General features: G+C 56.5%; 17 protein-coding genes. 11 read left to right on the top strand and 6 right to left on the bottom strand.

The window, feature by feature from the left end; genetic code table 11:
* Nucleotides 1-7 precede the first annotated feature (7 nt).
* The 11 genes from hisE (at nt 8) to BUB55_RS11620 (ending at nt 10,365) form a co-directional block, all read left to right on the top strand.
* Nucleotides 8-268, top strand: coding sequence for a phosphoribosyl-ATP diphosphatase (hisE, locus tag BUB55_RS11570; protein WP_073191589.1), 261 nt, complete (start codon nt 8-10; stop codon nt 266-268).
* A complete protein-coding gene (gene hisG / locus BUB55_RS11575; protein WP_073191592.1) occupies nt 265-1,104 on the top strand; it encodes an ATP phosphoribosyltransferase in 840 nt (279 codons plus the stop codon). Before hisE ends, hisG begins: the two co-directional genes overlap by 4 nt.
* A gap of 1 nt (nt 1,105) precedes the next feature.
* The gene (locus BUB55_RS11580; protein WP_073191596.1) at nt 1,106-2,341 is read left to right on the top strand and encodes an EAL and HDOD domain-containing protein; all 1,236 of its coding nucleotides are present in this window, start codon (nt 1,106-1,108) and stop codon (nt 2,339-2,341) included.
* A complete protein-coding gene (gene recR, locus BUB55_RS11585; RefSeq protein WP_073191599.1) occupies nt 2,331-2,927 on the top strand; it encodes a recombination mediator RecR in 597 nt (198 codons plus the stop codon). The genes BUB55_RS11580 and recR overlap by 11 nt, the downstream gene beginning before the upstream one ends.
* On the top strand, nt 2,924-3,595 hold the full coding sequence (gene yihA / locus BUB55_RS11590; protein WP_073191602.1) for a ribosome biogenesis GTP-binding protein YihA/YsxC: 672 nt from the start codon (nt 2,924-2,926) through the stop codon (nt 3,593-3,595). Before recR ends, yihA begins: the two co-directional genes overlap by 4 nt.
* Nucleotides 3,576-4,454 carry an MlaE family ABC transporter permease gene (locus BUB55_RS11595; protein WP_083597001.1) on the top strand — a complete coding sequence of 293 codons (879 nt, stop codon included), beginning with the start codon at nt 3,576-3,578 and terminating at the stop codon, nt 4,452-4,454. Before yihA ends, BUB55_RS11595 begins: the two co-directional genes overlap by 20 nt.
* The gene (locus tag BUB55_RS11600; RefSeq protein ID WP_073191604.1) at nt 4,454-5,266 is read left to right on the top strand and encodes an ABC transporter ATP-binding protein; all 813 of its coding nucleotides are present in this window, start codon (nt 4,454-4,456) and stop codon (nt 5,264-5,266) included. Before BUB55_RS11595 ends, BUB55_RS11600 begins: the two co-directional genes overlap by 1 nt.
* A gap of 86 nt (nt 5,267-5,352) precedes the next feature.
* Complete coding sequence (gene pyrC, locus BUB55_RS11605) at nt 5,353-6,354, top strand: dihydroorotase (RefSeq protein WP_073191606.1); 1,002 nt, start codon at nt 5,353-5,355, stop codon at nt 6,352-6,354.
* 39 nt (nt 6,355-6,393) lie between these two features.
* On the top strand, nt 6,394-7,113 hold the full coding sequence (locus tag BUB55_RS11610) for a lysophospholipid acyltransferase family protein (RefSeq protein WP_073191608.1): 720 nt from the start codon (nt 6,394-6,396) through the stop codon (nt 7,111-7,113).
* A gap of 1 nt (nt 7,114) precedes the next feature.
* A complete protein-coding gene (locus BUB55_RS11615) occupies nt 7,115-9,421 on the top strand; it encodes a ribonuclease R family protein (protein ID WP_083597002.1) in 2,307 nt (768 codons plus the stop codon).
* Nucleotides 9,421-10,365, top strand: coding sequence for a hypothetical protein (locus tag BUB55_RS11620; protein ID WP_073191610.1), 945 nt, complete (start codon nt 9,421-9,423; stop codon nt 10,363-10,365). Before BUB55_RS11615 ends, BUB55_RS11620 begins: the two co-directional genes overlap by 1 nt.
* 121 nt (nt 10,366-10,486) lie before the next feature.
* Here BUB55_RS11620 and BUB55_RS11625 read toward each other — a convergent pair whose 3' ends face one another.
* The 6 genes from BUB55_RS11625 to BUB55_RS11650 all read right to left on the bottom strand — a co-directional run bounded on the left by BUB55_RS11625 (nt 10,487) and on the right by BUB55_RS11650 (nt 15,365).
* A complete protein-coding gene (locus BUB55_RS11625; RefSeq protein ID WP_159431981.1) occupies nt 10,487-11,413 on the bottom strand; it encodes a hypothetical protein in 927 nt (308 codons plus the stop codon).
* 437 nt (nt 11,414-11,850) lie between these two features.
* Nucleotides 11,851-13,716: a YidC/Oxa1 family insertase periplasmic-domain containing protein gene (locus BUB55_RS11630; RefSeq protein WP_073191614.1), complete on the bottom strand. Its 1,866-nt coding sequence runs from the start codon at nt 13,714-13,716 to the stop codon at nt 11,851-11,853.
* Nucleotides 13,713-13,964, bottom strand: a complete 252-nt coding sequence (yidD, locus tag BUB55_RS11635) for a membrane protein insertion efficiency factor YidD (protein ID WP_073191617.1) — start codon at nt 13,962-13,964, stop codon at nt 13,713-13,715. The genes BUB55_RS11630 and yidD overlap by 4 nt, the downstream gene beginning before the upstream one ends.
* Nucleotides 13,948-14,310: a ribonuclease P protein component gene (locus BUB55_RS11640; protein ID WP_234971919.1), complete on the bottom strand. Its 363-nt coding sequence runs from the start codon at nt 14,308-14,310 to the stop codon at nt 13,948-13,950. Before BUB55_RS11640 ends, yidD begins: the two co-directional genes overlap by 17 nt.
* A gap of 14 nt (nt 14,311-14,324) precedes the next feature.
* Complete coding sequence (gene rpmH, locus BUB55_RS11645; RefSeq protein ID WP_073157761.1) at nt 14,325-14,480, bottom strand: 50S ribosomal protein L34; 156 nt, start codon at nt 14,478-14,480, stop codon at nt 14,325-14,327.
* Nucleotides 14,481-14,711: 231 nt separating this feature from the next.
* Entirely contained in the window at nt 14,712-15,365 is a 654-nt protein-coding gene (locus BUB55_RS11650; protein ID WP_073191621.1) for a GGDEF domain-containing protein, read from the bottom strand.
* Between the last annotated feature and the right edge of the window lie 98 nt (nt 15,366-15,463).

Consider the following 15,463-nt stretch of genomic DNA (forward strand, 5'->3'; position numbering starts at 1 on the left):
GTCCAAAATGACTTTTGAAGAAATGTTCGCACTGGCATGCCAGCGCAAAAAGGAAATGCCCGAGGGCAAGGGAACCACCGAACTCTTTAAGAAGGGTCCCCACGCCATTGGCAAAAAGCTGGTCGAGGAGGCCGCCGAATCTTGGCAGGCTGCCCGCTTTGAATCGCGCGACGCCCAGTGCCTTGAACTTTCCCAAGTGCTTTACTACGTGGCCGTGATGATGGCCGAAAAAGGCTTAACCCTCGAAGAAGTGTACGCAAAACTATGATCAAGGTTGCTCTCCCCAACAAGGGCATGCTCTTTGAACCGACGCAGGAACTTTTGAAGGCCTGCGGCTACAAGGCATCGAAGCCCTACAAAACTCTTACCCAAATTGACCAAAAGAACGGAATCGAGTTCTTTTTCCTCCGTCCGAGCGACATCCCCATGTACGTGGGCCGCGGCATCATTGACGCGGGCATCACGGGAATCGACTTTAACGCCGAGGCCAAGAGCCCTGCCGTAAAGGTTTTGGACCTGCCCTTTGGCGCCTCCAAGATGTGCGCCGCCGTCCCGAACGAGAGTCCCATCCAGGAGCTCGCCGAGCTCAAGGACAAGACCATCGCCACAAGTTTCCCCAACATCGTGGAAACCTACTACAAGAAGCCGATGGACTTTGTGGTGCTCGAAGGCGCCGTCGAAATCTCGGTGAGCCTAGGCGTCGCCGACGCCATTGTGGACGTTGTGGAAACCGGCACGACACTCAAGCAGGCGGGACTCCGCATTATTGGCGAGCCCTTGTTCCGCAGCAACGCCGCCCTCTTCTGCAACCCGCAAAAAACGGAACTCGAAGAGGTGCACACGCTCATCCGCCGCATTGAGGGCAAGCTGGTCGCGCAATCGTACATGATGATCGAGTACGACTGCCCCGCAGAACTCTTGCAAAAGGCTTGCGACCTCACTCCGGGCCTGGACGCCCCGACGGTCACTAAGCTGCACGGCCGTGAATGGTACTCTGTGAAAGCCATGGTGCCGCAGGACGAAGCCAACGCCATCATGGACAAGCTTTGGGACGCCGGCGCCAGGAGCATCCTCCTGTTCGGCATCAAGAGCGCCCGTATCTAGTATGCATTCACTCGCCTATCTAGCACGACAACCCATCCTTGACCGAGAAGGCAAGATATACGCCTACGAACTTTTGTTCCGCGACTCGCCCTCGAGCGACACCGCGGTCATTGCAAGCGACGTGCTCGCCACGGCGCAAGTGCTCGAGAACGTACTGAACAACATCGGCCTCCCCAAGCTCATCGGGGACCACAAGGCCTTTATCAATTGCAGTCGCGACATGCTGCTCGACAACGTGTTCGGGCTTTTGAACCCGCGCTGCTTTGTGCTCGAGATCTTGGAGGACGTGGAAGTCGACGAAACCTTGGTCAAGGCGGTGGAGCGTTACAAAAGTCGCGGTTTCGAGCTCGCCCTCGACGATTTCATCTACAACGAAGAGTTCCTCACCCGCTACGCCCCGTTGTTCCCCTACGTAAGCTATGTGAAAATGGACCTGGTCGAGAACAGCGCCAGCAACATGACCGAGGCGGCGCAGTTCTTCAAGTCCAAGAACATCAAGATTCTCGCCGAGAAGGTCGAGACGAAGGCTGTCTTTAAAAAGTGCCTCGCCGACGGCTACGACTACTTTCAGGGGTTCTTTTTTGCCAAGCCCGAACTGGTCACCGGCAAAAAAATCGACGCCACTTCGGCAGCGATACTCCGCATTTTGCTTTTGCTGCGTACGCACCCGAGTCTGGACGAACTGTGCGACTGCTTTAGCGAATACGGCGACATGGCGACGAACCTGCTGCGCTTTGTAAATTCGGACGCCCAGTTCAAGTCGCACAGCATTTCGAACGTGCGCGACGCCATTGTGTGGATCGGCATGCGGAACATCCAGGAATGGTTGATGCTCATGCTGTACGCAAGACCCGAAATGGGAGTCGCGCCGCAGAGTTCCCCGCTGTTCCAGAACGCGAGCCACCGCGCCAAGTTCCTGGAGCTCGTCGCCCGCGTGGTCGAGGGGACCGCCACCGACATGCCAGCCAAGGCATTCATGGTGGGGCTCATCAGCCGTATGGACGCCCTCGTGGGCGCTCCGCTTGAATCGATTTTGACAGACTCCCCCGCCGACGAAGAAATGCGCCAGGCCCTGCTAGAACGCAAGGGGCGCCTGGGCACGTTGCTCCGCCTTGCCGACGCCGTGGAGCAGGACGACCAGCACGTGATTGTGGACGTGCTCAAAGAACTGAACCTGTCTGTCGCTTTGTTGAACCGCTGCATTAACGACGCTTACACGTGGGCCCATGAACGTTGAACCGCAAAGCTTGGAAGCGCTGATCGCCGAATTCGCAGGCCTGCCCGGCATTGGGCAAAAAACGGCCCGTCGTTTGGCGTACCACATGCTCACCCGCAGCAAGGGCGATGTAGAGCGCTTTGCCACAAGCCTAACAAACGCGAGCGAGATGGTTCACCCCTGCCCGCGTTGTCACGGTTTTACCGACCAAGACGTTTGCCCCATTTGCGAAAGCCGCAGCGGTGCCAAGTCTCTTTGCGTTGTGGAGAAAAGTTCCGACATCATCCCGTTCGAACGCTCCGGCATTTTCAAGGGGCTATACTTTGTACTGGGAGGCGTGATCTCGCCGCTCGACGGCGTTGGTCCCGAAGCCCTGCACCTGCCGCAGCTGGTTAAGCGCATCCAGGACGAGGGCATCGAGGAACTTGTGCTGGCGCTGGGCTCTAGCCCCGAAGCCGATAGTACTGCCCTGATGATCGACCGCATGCTCGCCGGCGTCAACGTCAAGCGCACGCGCCTTGCCCGCGGCATCCCCATGGGGAGCGACCTGGAGTTCGTGGACGAGATCACCATGCTCCGCGCCTTTGAAGGGAGGGTCAGCCTGTGAGTTTCGGCGAAAAGAAACCGCACCAAGCCCCAGTCACCGTGGGCGGCTTCGAAATTCGCTCGACCGAGTTTGTGAAGGCGGCGGTGAACCTCAAGGGGCTCCCCGAGCAAAGGCTGCCCCAGGTGGCGTTCCTCGGGCGCAGCAACGTGGGCAAATCCTCTCTTTTGAACGCCCTGATGGGGCAAAAAAAGCTCGTCAAGACTAGTTCTACCCCCGGAAAGACCCGCGAAATCAATTTTTTCAAAGTCAACGACCAGTTTTTTCTTGTAGATTTACCTGGTGTAGGCTTTGCCAAGGTAAGCAATTCCAAGCGTGACCAAATGGCCGACTTTATCCGCGAATACGTGGAGAAGTGCCGTGACTTGCGCGGTCTCGTTTACTTGGTGGACATACGCCACGGAGGCACCCCCATCGACATAGAGACGGTGGAGAGCATCCGCGCCACGGGCTGCCCCGTGCTGGTGATCGCCAGCAAGCGGGACAAGGTGAACCAGTCGGAGTGCGCCAAGAATCTAAAGTTGATTCAAGAGCGCCTGGGCCTGGACGCCAAGCCACTTTGCGTAAGTGCATTCAAGAAGACTGGCCTGGATAGCGTTTGGCAAGAGATTTTGAACGCGGTGAATGGTAAAAAACTGGTAGACGAGGCAGATGGCACAGGAAATCGCTAGATCAGAAGACAAGCTCACGGCTGTGGGATGGCTTTTCCACAAGCTGGGCATGTTCTTGTTGCACCGTCCTGTGGGCCAGCAGGTGGCCTTGTTCTGCCGTGCCATCGCCTCCATATTCTCCGAGAGCCGCAGTTTCAAGACCGACTCCCGCAACGTGATTTTGCAGACCTTTTTTACGGGCGTCGAGATTTTCCCAATCCTTTTTGTGGTGGCCACCTTGTTTGGCTCCATCGTGATTGTCGAAGTGATGACCATGATGGGCAAAGTCGGTTTCTCGGACGTGGTGGGAAGTCTCATGGTGGTCGTGATTATCCGTGAACTCGGGCCCATCCTCACCGCGTTCCTCATCGCGGGCCGAAGCGGCTCCTCGCTCACCACCTACATTGGCGGAATGGTCATTAACTCCGAAGTCGATGCGCTTGCGACCATGGGCGTGGACCCCATCCGCTACCTAGTGATGCCGGGGCTCATTGGCGGGACCATCGCGACCTTCATCATGACCATCCTCTTTAGCGGAAGCGCCATCGGGGCGGGCTACCTGGTAATCAAGGGGCTTATCGCCGTAACCGGGAACGCGCTCAACCTGCAGCTCACCTGGGACTACCTCTCGACCGAGATCCTCAAGGCGATGTCGTTCACCGACTTCATCTTTATTATCATCAAGCCCGTGGTGTTCGGGTGCATCATCACCACCAACGCCTGCTACCAGGCAATGAACATCCCGCGTGACGTGCGCCAGGTCCCCAAGGCGACCGGCAAGTCTGTCATCAAGTCCTTCTTTTACATTGTGTGCGCCGACGTGATTCTTTCTTTGTTCTATTTCTTGGATTACTTCAACGAGATTTCGAAGATTATCTAATGAATAACGAAGCCCTCCGCATAGAAAACTTGCACCTTTCCTACCAGGGACTGGTCGGCACGACTTTCTCGAAGCCGCGGGCCATTGCGTTTTTCGACACTTCCAAGAGCAACGACAAGGAAATCATCTGCGGCGCGAACCTGGTTTTGCAGCGCGGCGAGACGCTTTGCATTGGAGGCCCTTCGGGCCAGGGCAAGAGCGCCCTTTTGCGCGTAATCGCGGGGCTCGCCCGTCCAAGCGAAGGCAGGCTCTACTACTTTGGCGAGCACATCCCCGCCGAACGCCAAACGGCACTCGAAATCGCCAAGCGCCAGGTGGGACTTGTGTTCCAGAACGGAGCTCTCATTTCGAACCTGCGCGTGCGCGACAACATTGCCCTGCCGCTGCGCTACCACAAAAAAGGCTCGCTTAAGGATATTGAAGACAAGATCAACATGGCCATGGACCTGATGCGTGTGAGGGACTTTGCCGACATGTTCCCGCACCAGCTGAGCATGGGCATGCAGAAGCGCGTGGCCATCGCCCGCTCGTGGGCCATGGACCCGGAACTTTTGCTGATGGACGAACCGACCGCCGGTTTGGACAACTACAACCGTCGCAACCTGCTGCCGCTGATCGACAACATGCGTACGCTGTTCAAGACCTCCATCATCATCATTACGCACGACCTGGTGATTGCCAAGGAACTGAACTGCAACATTTGCTTTTTGCACAAGCGTGTGCTCACCGAGCCGCATTCCTTTGACTACTGGCTGCATGCCGACAACGACATTTCGCACGAGCTGTTCCGCGACCTGCGAGCCAGCGGTTAAAGCAGCTTAGTTGACAACAAGCGGAAACCGACTTATACTAGCAACTGGCAACTATAAACCAGTAACTATTTACTACATTCCTCCACATGTTACTACCCTTACCCGATGATTTTCATGCCCACCTGCGCCAGGGCGATCTCATGCCCGGCTATGTGCGAGACCTTGTAAGCCAGTTTGGCCGTGCCATCATTATGCCGAACACCGTGCCCGCCATGACGAGCGCGGCGGCGATTGACGAATACAAAAAGCAGATCATGGTCGCGGCCGCACCGGTGCGCCCCGACTTTGTGCCGCTCATGACCTTCAAGCTGAACCCGAACTACACCGAGCAGGACTTGAAAAGCATGATGGCCGTAGGCGTGGTCGCGGGCAAGTACTACCCCGCCGGCGTCACCACCAACAGCGCCGACGGCATCAGCGACTTCGAGGGGATTTTCCCCGTGGTCGCCATGATGGAAAAACTGGGGCTTGTACTGTGCGTACACGGCGAGGAGCCTGGCGAATTCTGCCTGGACCGCGAACCCGCATTCATCAAGCGCGTGGAGACGCTCGCCGAAAAATTCCCCAAGCTAAAGATTGTGTTCGAGCACTTGAGCAGCGCCAAGTCGGTGGAGGCGGTCAAGCGCCTGGGGCCAAACGTGGCAGCCACCTTCACGGTTCACCACCTGGTGATGACTCTCGACGACGTGGTGGGCGACGCCCTCCGGCCGCACCATTTTTGCAAGCCCCTCCCCAAGCGGCCGGAAGACCGTGCCGCGATCCGCGAAGCCGCGTTTAGCGGCAACCCCAAGTTTTTTCTCGGCACGGACTCTGCGCCGCACCAGCAAGGGAAAAAGGAGTGCCCGTGCGGCGCAGCGGGCGTCTACAGCGCCCCGGTCGCCATCCCGCTCCTGGTGCAGGAATTCGAGCGCGGCGGAGCGCTTGACAAACTGCCGAACTTTATCGCCGGTTTTGGAGCCGACTTTTACGGTCTCCACCGCACCACCAAGCAAATCGAGGTGGTCAAGGAACAGTGGACCGTGCCCGAGGTGGTGAACGGCGTGGTGCCGCTGGCCGCCGGCCAAAAACTGAACTGGAAAATTAAGTAGTACATTTTATAGATTAAAGGTTGTTAGCGAAGGATTTTTATGCGAGCGATTTTAGCGACTTTTTATTACCTCAGCGTGGTCGCGGGCATGCTCATTTTGGGCGTCCCGTTTATTTTGTACAAGAGCATCATCGGCAAAAAAAACGAAATCACCCAGGTGTGCACATTCTTTTTTACGCACATCCAGTTCAAGCTGTTCGGTATTAAACTCTCGGTCGAAGGCCAGGAGAACATACCCCAGGGCAAAAATGGTTTTGTCATTGTCGCCAACCACCAAAGCTTCCTCGACATCAACGTGCTTTGGCCCGCTATCGGCAACATCGCCTTTATTGCCAAGGCCAGCCTGTGGAAAGCCCCCGTATTTGGCTGGGTGCTCAACAGCATCGGTTGCATACCCGTGAACAAGAACCCGCGCGACAACGGCGGCATGGGCAAGATTCTCGCCGACCGTTTGAGCAAGGGCTACAACATCGCCGTGTTCCCCGAGGGGCACCGCACCGCCGACGGTCACATGCTCAAATTCCAAAATGGGATATTCCGTATGGCGAAAGAACACCATTTTGACATTTTACCAATTACATTAGTGAATACCGGCGAACATTTGCCCAAGGTTAAGTGGGCGGTGTACGGCGGAGAAGTCAAGATTGTGGTCCACCCGCTTGTGAAGGCCGAAGATTACGCCGACAAGCCGATGGGCGAACTTCGCGACGAAATGCACGACCTGATTGAATCTGCTATGCCCTACGCCAAGGAGGCCTGATATGCAAAAACAGTTACCGAGCGAAGAACAGATTATCGCTATTTTGCGTGACGAGCCCATGGTGGGTAGCCAGCTCCGAGGCGCCCTGGGACTCCCTAAAAAGCAGAAGATGGCATTCAAGCAGTTGCTCGCCGACATGGTGGAGCGCGGTCTTTTAAAGCGCACCAGCCACAAGGAATACCAGCTGGGCGACGGCGAACCGCTCGAAGAAAAAATGGAGAAGCGCCGCAAAAAATTCGCAGACCAGGGCCCCGAAGACAACCGCCGCCCCGGCGCCCGCAGCCGACGCCAGAACGACAAAGAAAACGAGACTCGCGTGAAGCGCGGCATACTGCACCAGACCGGTGACGAGGAGTGGGAAGTACACGAACTCGAGACCGGCAAGGTGTACGAGATGTGCCACCGCCGCCAGGCCCCGGGCAAGGAAGGCGAGACCATCAGCTTTACGCTGTACCCGCACCCTAAACTCAAGCACAGCTACCTCGCGAAGGTAGACCGCAGCGCCGAGGCGTTGAACGTGAGCTGGGACGAGGTCAAAACGAAGTTCATGGAAGAGAGCAACCTGCCCAAGGACTTCTCCCCCGCCATCAAGAAGTTCGTGGAAGGCATCAAGGAACCGGGCCCGAAGGATTTCAAGGGCCGCGCCGACTACCGCAAGCTTGACGTGCTCTGCATTGACCCCGAAGGCGCCATGGACCACGACGACGCCATCAGCGTGGAACGCACCGCAAGCGGATACAGGCTCGGCGTGCATATTGCCGACGTGAGCTACTACGTACCCGAAGGGAGCGACCTCGACGAGGAAGCGCTTGAACGCAGCTACACACAGTACCTGCCGTGGACGGCGGTGCCCATGCTCCCCGAAAAACTTTCGAGCGGCGTGTGCAGTTTGCACCAGGGCGTGGACCGCTGCGCATTCACCTGCATGATGGAACTCGACAAGAATGCGAACGTGCTCAGCTGGGATTTCCACAGGAGTATCGTGAACGTCTCGAAAGGCATCACCTACCAGGAAGCGGTGAAGATGATGGAAGCGGGCGACGATTCCATCAAGGCCCTGGCCGAGGTGACCGCCCTCTTAAAGAAGAACCGCACCAAAGAAGGCCTGCTCGAATTCAAGAGCACCGAATACGGCTGCAAGTTCAACGAGAAGGGCGAACCCGTGCAAATTGTGCCACGCGAGACCGACGAGAGCAACTCGTGGGTCGAGGAGTGCATGCTCATCGCCAACAACTGCTGCGCCAAGGAACTCAAGCGCCGCGGTCTGCAGGGCATTTACCGTATTCACGAAGCGCCCGACACCAAGGACATTATGGAGCTGTACTACATGTACCCCGACCTGTTCAAGGACGCGCCGGTGATGCTGCGCGACCTGGGCAAGCCCAGGAGCGGCGACACCAACCTGAACCCGACTGCCTTCAAACTCTACCAGCACCTGGTAAAGCGCGCGGGCGACGATGAAACTTTGACCAACCGCATTTTGCGCAGCATGCAAAAGGCGCACTACGACAGCAACAGCTTTGGCCACTTTGCCTTGAACTGGCAGGACTATAGCCACTTTACCAGCCCCATCCGCCGTTACGCCGACCTGTGGTGCCACCGTGAACTCGCCCGCAAGGGGAACGAGATCAACGCCGAACGCGCCAACAACATCATCGAGGTGTGTGACCTGATTTCGGCGAACGAAATCAAGAACATGAAGGTAGAGCGTATTTCTATTAAGGTGTGCAGCTGCTGGATTTTGAAGAACCGTATTGGCGACGACTTCGAGGCGAACGTCACGGGAATCGAGGAATGGGGCATTTACGTCTCCATCTCGGACCCGATTGCCGAGGGCCTGGTGCGTTTCCGCGACATTGCGGGCGACGATTACTACGTGTTCAACCCGGACCAAGGCTTGGCTTACGGGAAACGCAGCGGGCGCACGTTCCGCCGCGGGGACAAGGTGATGGTGCGCCTGCTCCGCGTAGACCCCCTACGCGGCCAGGCCGACTTCAGCATTATCGAAAAGCTGAGCAGCGAACCCAAAAAGCGTCGCCGCCAGGGCGAGCGCAATGTGGAAGAACGCGCCGACCGCGCTTCGGCCGCCGAGGCGCTGGGCTACGTGAGCCAGCCGGACTTTGACGACGACTTTGCGGACGACGATTACGAACCCGATTACAAGCCCATGAAGCGCAATCGCGACCGCAAGGCCGCAAACAAGATGGGCAAAAAGGCGAACGGCCCCAAGGCCTTTGGCGAAAAGCTAGCCAAGGGGCGGGGCGGTCGCGGCAGCAGCGGCCGCGGTAAACGCGGCGGGAGAAGGTAATGGCAGAATTGTCTCGGAAACTGGCGCTTTACGCAAGCTACCAAACAGGGGAAGACCTCCCCGGTTACATTCGCTTTGCGCTCAAGCACCTCGCCGAGACGGACTTCAAGGTGGTGCTGCTCACCAACGAGCGCAAGCTCTCGCAGGCCACCTACGAGTTCATCGCCGACAACAACATTGAACTGTTCCTCACGCAAAACCGCGGGTTCGACTTTGGCATGTGGCACCGCTACCTCAAAATGCAAGCCGACTGCACACCCACCACGCCCGGGAGCGGCATGCAGCGCATTGAGCGCCTGCTCTTGCTGAACGACTCCATCGTCTATTACAAGAACATTTTCCCAAACGCGCTGGCGCGCGCCGAAGAGAGCAAGGCCGACGCCATCTCGCTCACCAGCAGCACCGAGCACAGCCCGCACCTGCAATCGTTCTTTTTGTACCTCAAGCCGTCCGCGCTGGGGGCGTTCTACATGCACCTCTTCGAGACGCCCGAGCAAAACGAATTCTACGACGTGGTGAACCAGCTGGAAATCGGCCTGAGCGAAGCCTTTAGCGAATCGGGCGTGTACATGGACAGCCTTTACCAAACCGAACGCCAAGCGCTGTTCGCCTACAAGGAACTCATTGCGCAGGGGGCGGGATTTGTAAAGCGCAAGCTTTTGCAGCACCGGTTCAACACCATCGAGAAAAAGCACTTTGTGCGCTTCAAGGCGTACGACGCCCTCGTAGCGGACTACACGTCGCTCATCCAGGACGCGGGCGTGGACGCAGACTTCAAAATGGAATGGCTCCCCAGGCCAAGCGACGTCGAACTTTCCAAGCGCGTGCTGAGCACCGTAAAGCTCAACGCCTACCGCTATGTGGGCTGGCCGCTTTTGCGTACCGCCATCAAGGCGAAGTACAAGCTGCTCGGCAAGCCTCTCGAAGGCGACGAGTACAAGTAGCCTCGTCACCTTAGGTTCTAATCCTCAGATGTCGAGCGAGCGGTCTGAGCGGTCTCTGTGAGCCAGAGGCGGCTCATCATAATGAGCCGTCGAGGCGAGAGCGAGCGCCTACCGGAGTAATTTAATCCCCGAGTGAAGCGCGAGCGGTCTTAAAAAAAGTGGTTACCTGGATGGAATCTTTCTCCTCCTGTCCCCTCTCATAACGAGTATATTCCAGAGTCCAGGTAACCGTAGTATCTGCTTTTAGCGTGTTATCTCTTTCAATTTGGTAATAATGTTCTTGGGGGCCCCACTTCTCCGGCCATTTCACATCCGAAATTATCTTGTCTTTGGCGATGACACCGATTTGTACCTGTTCCCGGACCGTCAGCGGAAACCCGTGAAAACGCAATTCCGAATTGATTTCAAGGTAGTCCTTGCCTCCCAACAGGGAATCGCTCACATCCAGTGTATCGAAGAAATCCCGTATCTCGGTCGAATCGAACGGGAACCTTCCCGGATCATAGACGCGCTCCGGCGGGATATAGTCGGTCGCACGACTTTCGCCGTAATTGATAAACGTCGTATCGTGCTTGAAACTGTACAAATCCATGTAGAACGTATCCTTGACAACCGTATCGGTAATTGTGACATGGCAATGGACGGTATCTATAACGAAAACCTCGTAGTCCAGAGGGTCATAAGAAATCAATGGACCATCTATGGGAATCAGGATAAGGTCAGTCGAAGAATATCGACACGAAAGATCATTCTCCCCGACATCACACTTCAATTGCGACGAATATTTGGTCACCGTATCGATTGCGCCGGCCGTATCCCTGTACACGAACGATGTATAGGAACTCCCCTCTTTTTCAATCACCCTTTCCGCCGTATCGCGGAAGATAGTGACCGTATCGTGATGATAAATTACCTCCCTATCCCCACAGTATTCCGGCTTATCGCCAGACACCTGCGGTCCAGTCTTTTCGCCGGTTTCGCCTTGCGGCTCGGTCGGCGAGGTATCCTCTTGCGAGCATGCCACCATGAAGGCGGCTAGAAGGGCCACAAAAAGTAGGCCCCTTGTCCGCACGTGTCTCATTATTTTCTCCTTTTGTCCCATTTTTCAAGCACTCCCCTTTCTTTTCTTATAAAATAATTTATTTCGAAGAAAAAAAAATAGGCAATTTTCGCCCTGCAAGAATCTTGTATACAAAGTCACAGGATTCTGCAAAAAGCCCCCGCCCCAGTGAGCCAGAGGCGGCTCATCATAATGAGCCGTCGAGGCGAGAGCGAGCGCTTGTCGGAGTAATTTAATCCCCGAGTGAAGCGCGAGCGGTCGATATGTGAGCAACAAAGCCCTCGGGTATTAACCGAGGGCGGTTGCGAGAGCGAGCGCTTGCCGGAGTAATTTAATCCCCGAGTGATGCGCGAGCGGTCTTAAAAGAAACCCCCGCCCCAGCGGGGGGGGGGGGCGAGGGTGACTACATAAATTTCAGGAAAGTTTTACTTGACGATCTTGGCGTCCTGCACGTCCTTACCCTTGAGCTTTGCGCTGGCACCGTCGGCAGGGGCGAGGTTCTTGTTGATAATCTTGTACTGGGCAATGCTCCAGAAGTTGCTCACAATCCAGTAGAGCACAAGGCCCGATGGCATCACCGCGCTAAAGAAGAACATCATCGCGGGCATCATCCAGGTCATCATCTTTTGCTGAGCGGGGTCCATGCCGGCGCTGTTGCCCATGGTGACCTTCGTCTGGAAGTAGGTGGTGACCACCATGATCCACGGGAGGATGGCGATACCGGCAGGCATAATGAAGGGAATCGTGAATCCGTCGAACACCACATCGCTGCGGCTGAGGTCGCTAATCCAGAGGAATGCCGGCATACCGCGGAGCTCAATAGCGCGGCCGAGCACAAAGAAGAGGCCCATGAAGATAGGCATTTGGATGAGCATCGGGAGGCAGCCGCCGGTGCAACTCGCCATGGGGTTGATGTTGTTCTTGCTGTAGAGTTCCATGATGGCGGCCTGCTTCTTTTGCGGGTCGCTGCGATACTTCACGTTGATTTCGTCGAGCTGCGGTTTGAGCTTAGCCATGCCGCGGGTCGACTTGAGCTGCTTCACAGTGAACGGCGTGGTAATGGCGCGCACAATGAACGTCACGAGGATAATCGCCACGCCGTAGTTGGGAATGGCCTCGTAGAACAGCTTGAGAAGCTTGAGGAGCATTTTGCAAATCCACACAAACCAAACGTCGGCGCCGCACCAGGACCAGCCGCTCACAATGACCTTCTCGTAATCCTTGTTGAGCGCCTCGACCTCGGCCCACTGAAGCGGGAGCACCATAAAGCTGTAGCTCAGGGAATCGCTGTTACGCAGGTAGTCGCTCAGAGCAATCTTGTAGGTGCCCGGATCCTTATCGTTGTCGTCGACCTTCATGAACTTGGTCGAGAGCGTGGCAGGCACGGCCTCGTCGAACTGGACCGTCATGGCGACGTACTTGCGGCGCATGCCCGCCCATATGATTTTGCCGTCTTCCTTATTGAACACCTCGGCGTCGCGGACCATTTCGCGTTCCACGCTGTAGGTGGTGTTGAAAATGACTTCGCTAAAGAAGTAGCTCGCCCCGCCAAAGCTCTTGCCCTTCGGGATCTCCTCGGTCTCCCTCATACCGCCGTTCCAGCTGAGTTCGTACTCGCCCGGCCTGAAGCCCAGGAACTTGTTGCTTTGGCGGACGGCAACCCCCTCCTTGGTAAAGTGGTAGTTGCGAACGACCTGGTTGCCGTTGGCGTCCTTGAAGGTGAAAGAAACAGTAGTGTCGGTATCGACGGTAATCCACTCGGGGGCGCCGTTCACATCAAAGAGGGCTTCGCTCAGGTCGGCCTTGCCGAGCTTGAGGTCGAGGGCGCCAAGAGTCGTGTCTTGAATGAGTTCCGGGAAGTGACCCGCGCTATCGGGCAAGGCCTTCACAATCACGCTCTGCACCTTGCCGCCCTTGTTGGTGAGCGTCATGATGAACTTGTCGGTCTCGACAGTCACCGTGCGCGGGGTAATCGCCGGGGCGGCGACCGTGTCGGCCTTGGCACTATCGGCCACGGCGGAGGTGTCGGCGACGCCTGCGCTATCGCCTGCGGCGGTGTTCAGGGCGGGCGCTGCACCAAGCACCGGGGCGGCCTTCATCTCGGGCGTCCCTGTTTGGGCAGGGAGCACGAGCTCGTCGGCGGAGTCAGGCTTGGCGGCCTCGGCGGCGGCAGCGGCACGGGCCTTCGCCTGCGCAGCGGCCTGGGCCTCGGCATTGGAAGTGCTTGTGGTCATCCACCACAGCATGATGCCGGCAATAAGAATGGAACCGATAAGGGTATTCTTGTTCATCTTTTATCCTTTCTGGGCGGAACTGGATCGTAGCCGCCCTTGCAGAAGGGGTTGCATCTCAAAATTCTAAAAACAGCAAGATAGAAACCTTTGAAGGGTCCGTGGACCCGGATGGCCTCGATTGCATAGTTGGAACAGGTTGGCTGGAAACGGCAGACCCCGTGGAAAAAGTAGGGGTGGACCAGCTGGTAGAGCCGGATAGGGGCGATGAGCACCTTCCCCACCGCGTTTTTAGCCTTCTGCCACATCCCTCGGCCTGTCCCATTCCATTTTGCGGAAAAGCTTTTGCGCCGACTCGCGCAGGCGCTGGGGTGTCATCTCAGCGGAGCTGTCGGTCACCACGACCATCGCCCACACGGGCTTTTGAATATCGGGGACCTTCGCATAAAACAAAGGCCGCAATACCCTGCGACACTTGTTGCGGTAAACTGCGTTACCGTTCTTCTTTTTAGCCAAAAAACAAAAACGACAAAAACCGTCCGGGCTCTCGATCCAACGCATTGTGAGTGACGTTGCGCGGACGAACTTGCCTTGGACGGCTACTTGCCGATAAGCTGGCTGGTTTGGCAGCCGATAAGAACGCAGAGCGGCTATAAGCCAACCCCGTCTTACTTCTTGTAGATGGTGTCGCTGATGGTCAAGCGCTTGCGGCCCTTGGCGCGGCGACGGCTGAGCACAGCACGACCCCAACGGTCTTCCATACGGGTCATGAAACCGTGCTTGTTGACACGCTTACGATTGTGAGGCTGGAATGTTCTTTTCATGATATAACCTTTTTAAAAAAGCAAAATTTTTGAGTCTCAAATTTAGTAAAAAGCCAATATATATCAAGGGGTTACGGGTCTGCGCACCCATTTTTTAAGCTAAAAAAGGGAATATCCCCAAATGCCGCTACAACTAATCAACAAATTATCAACACCCAGGCACTCCGGCCCCGACTTACGCGCCCCGAGTAACAGTGGTTTAAAGCCGAGGGCGGACCCGTACCCGAGCCCCTAAATGGTGTGGTTCCTGATCTGGTTCTTGCCCCTGGACTTGGCCGTAAAGAGCAGTTCGTCGACCTGGCGCAAAATGAGCTTGTGGTCAGGCTCGTCGGAGGTCTTGCACGCCATGAACCCGCCGCTGATGGTGAGGTGGAGCATCGGATTGTCGGGCCACTGCAGCATGGCCACCGCCTCGCGGAACTTGTCGGCACGCGCAAAGGCGTCGACCTCGGACTTAGCCTTGATAATGCAGATGAACTCCTCGCCGCCGTAACGCACGGCGCACTCGCCCACCTCGTCGTTCACAAAGTCGTCGAACAGCCTTGATACACGACGCAGCACCTGGTCGCCAAAAATGTGGCCGTAGGTGTCGTTCACCTGCTTGAAGTCGTCAAGGTCGAACATGATGATGTAGAAGTTGCCGCTCCTGTTCCACGTCATGTTCTCGAGGTACTGGATGAGGTAGCGGCGATTGTACAGCTCGGTGAGAGGGTCTCGCTTGGAGAGGTAGTCGAGCCTAGAGACCAGGCGCTCCCTCTGTTCGCGTTCCTTGGCGTAAGCGGCCACCACAAAAACGCCAATGCAATAGATGACGACCGACATGATGATGTAGGACGCCACGACGTCGATGGCGGACGCCCTCTCGCTGACCTCGGTTAGGAGCATCTTGGGAAGATGCCCCAAAGTTAGTTGAAATTTCTGCAACCAAAAAGAAAAAGGTGGTCTCCAACTTGTAAATTTGGTTCAGCAAAAAAACACCAAGC

The sequence above is a fragment of the Fibrobacter sp. UWP2 genome, assembly GCF_900141705.1.
In the GTDB taxonomy this organism is placed as follows: Bacteria; Fibrobacterota; Fibrobacteria; order Fibrobacterales; family Fibrobacteraceae; genus Fibrobacter.

Coding starts and splice junctions, on each gene's coding strand:
- recR (WP_073191599.1), top strand. CDS start 2,331: ATGAACGTTGAACCGCAAAGCTTGGAAGCGCTGATCGCCGAATTCGCA.
- yidD (WP_073191617.1), bottom strand. CDS start 13,964: ATGTGGCAGAAGGCTAAAAACGCGGTGGGGAAGGTGCTCATCGCCCCT.
- pyrC (WP_073191606.1), top strand. CDS start 5,353: ATGTTACTACCCTTACCCGATGATTTTCATGCCCACCTGCGCCAGGGC.
- BUB55_RS11580 (WP_073191596.1), top strand. CDS start 1,106: ATGCATTCACTCGCCTATCTAGCACGACAACCCATCCTTGACCGAGAA.
- BUB55_RS11615 (WP_083597002.1), top strand. CDS start 7,115: ATGCAAAAACAGTTACCGAGCGAAGAACAGATTATCGCTATTTTGCGT.
- BUB55_RS11620 (WP_073191610.1), top strand. CDS start 9,421: ATGGCAGAATTGTCTCGGAAACTGGCGCTTTACGCAAGCTACCAAACA.
- BUB55_RS11595 (WP_083597001.1), top strand. CDS start 3,576: ATGGCACAGGAAATCGCTAGATCAGAAGACAAGCTCACGGCTGTGGGA.
- BUB55_RS11630 (WP_073191614.1), bottom strand. CDS start 13,716: ATGAACAAGAATACCCTTATCGGTTCCATTCTTATTGCCGGCATCATG.
- BUB55_RS11650 (WP_073191621.1), bottom strand. CDS start 15,365: ATGCTCCTAACCGAGGTCAGCGAGAGGGCGTCCGCCATCGACGTCGTG.
- rpmH (WP_073157761.1), bottom strand. CDS start 14,480: ATGAAAAGAACATTCCAGCCTCACAATCGTAAGCGTGTCAACAAGCAC.
- hisE (WP_073191589.1), top strand. CDS start 8: ATGACTTTTGAAGAAATGTTCGCACTGGCATGCCAGCGCAAAAAGGAA.
- BUB55_RS11610 (WP_073191608.1), top strand. CDS start 6,394: ATGCGAGCGATTTTAGCGACTTTTTATTACCTCAGCGTGGTCGCGGGC.
- BUB55_RS11600 (WP_073191604.1), top strand. CDS start 4,454: ATGAATAACGAAGCCCTCCGCATAGAAAACTTGCACCTTTCCTACCAG.
- hisG (WP_073191592.1), top strand. CDS start 265: ATGATCAAGGTTGCTCTCCCCAACAAGGGCATGCTCTTTGAACCGACG.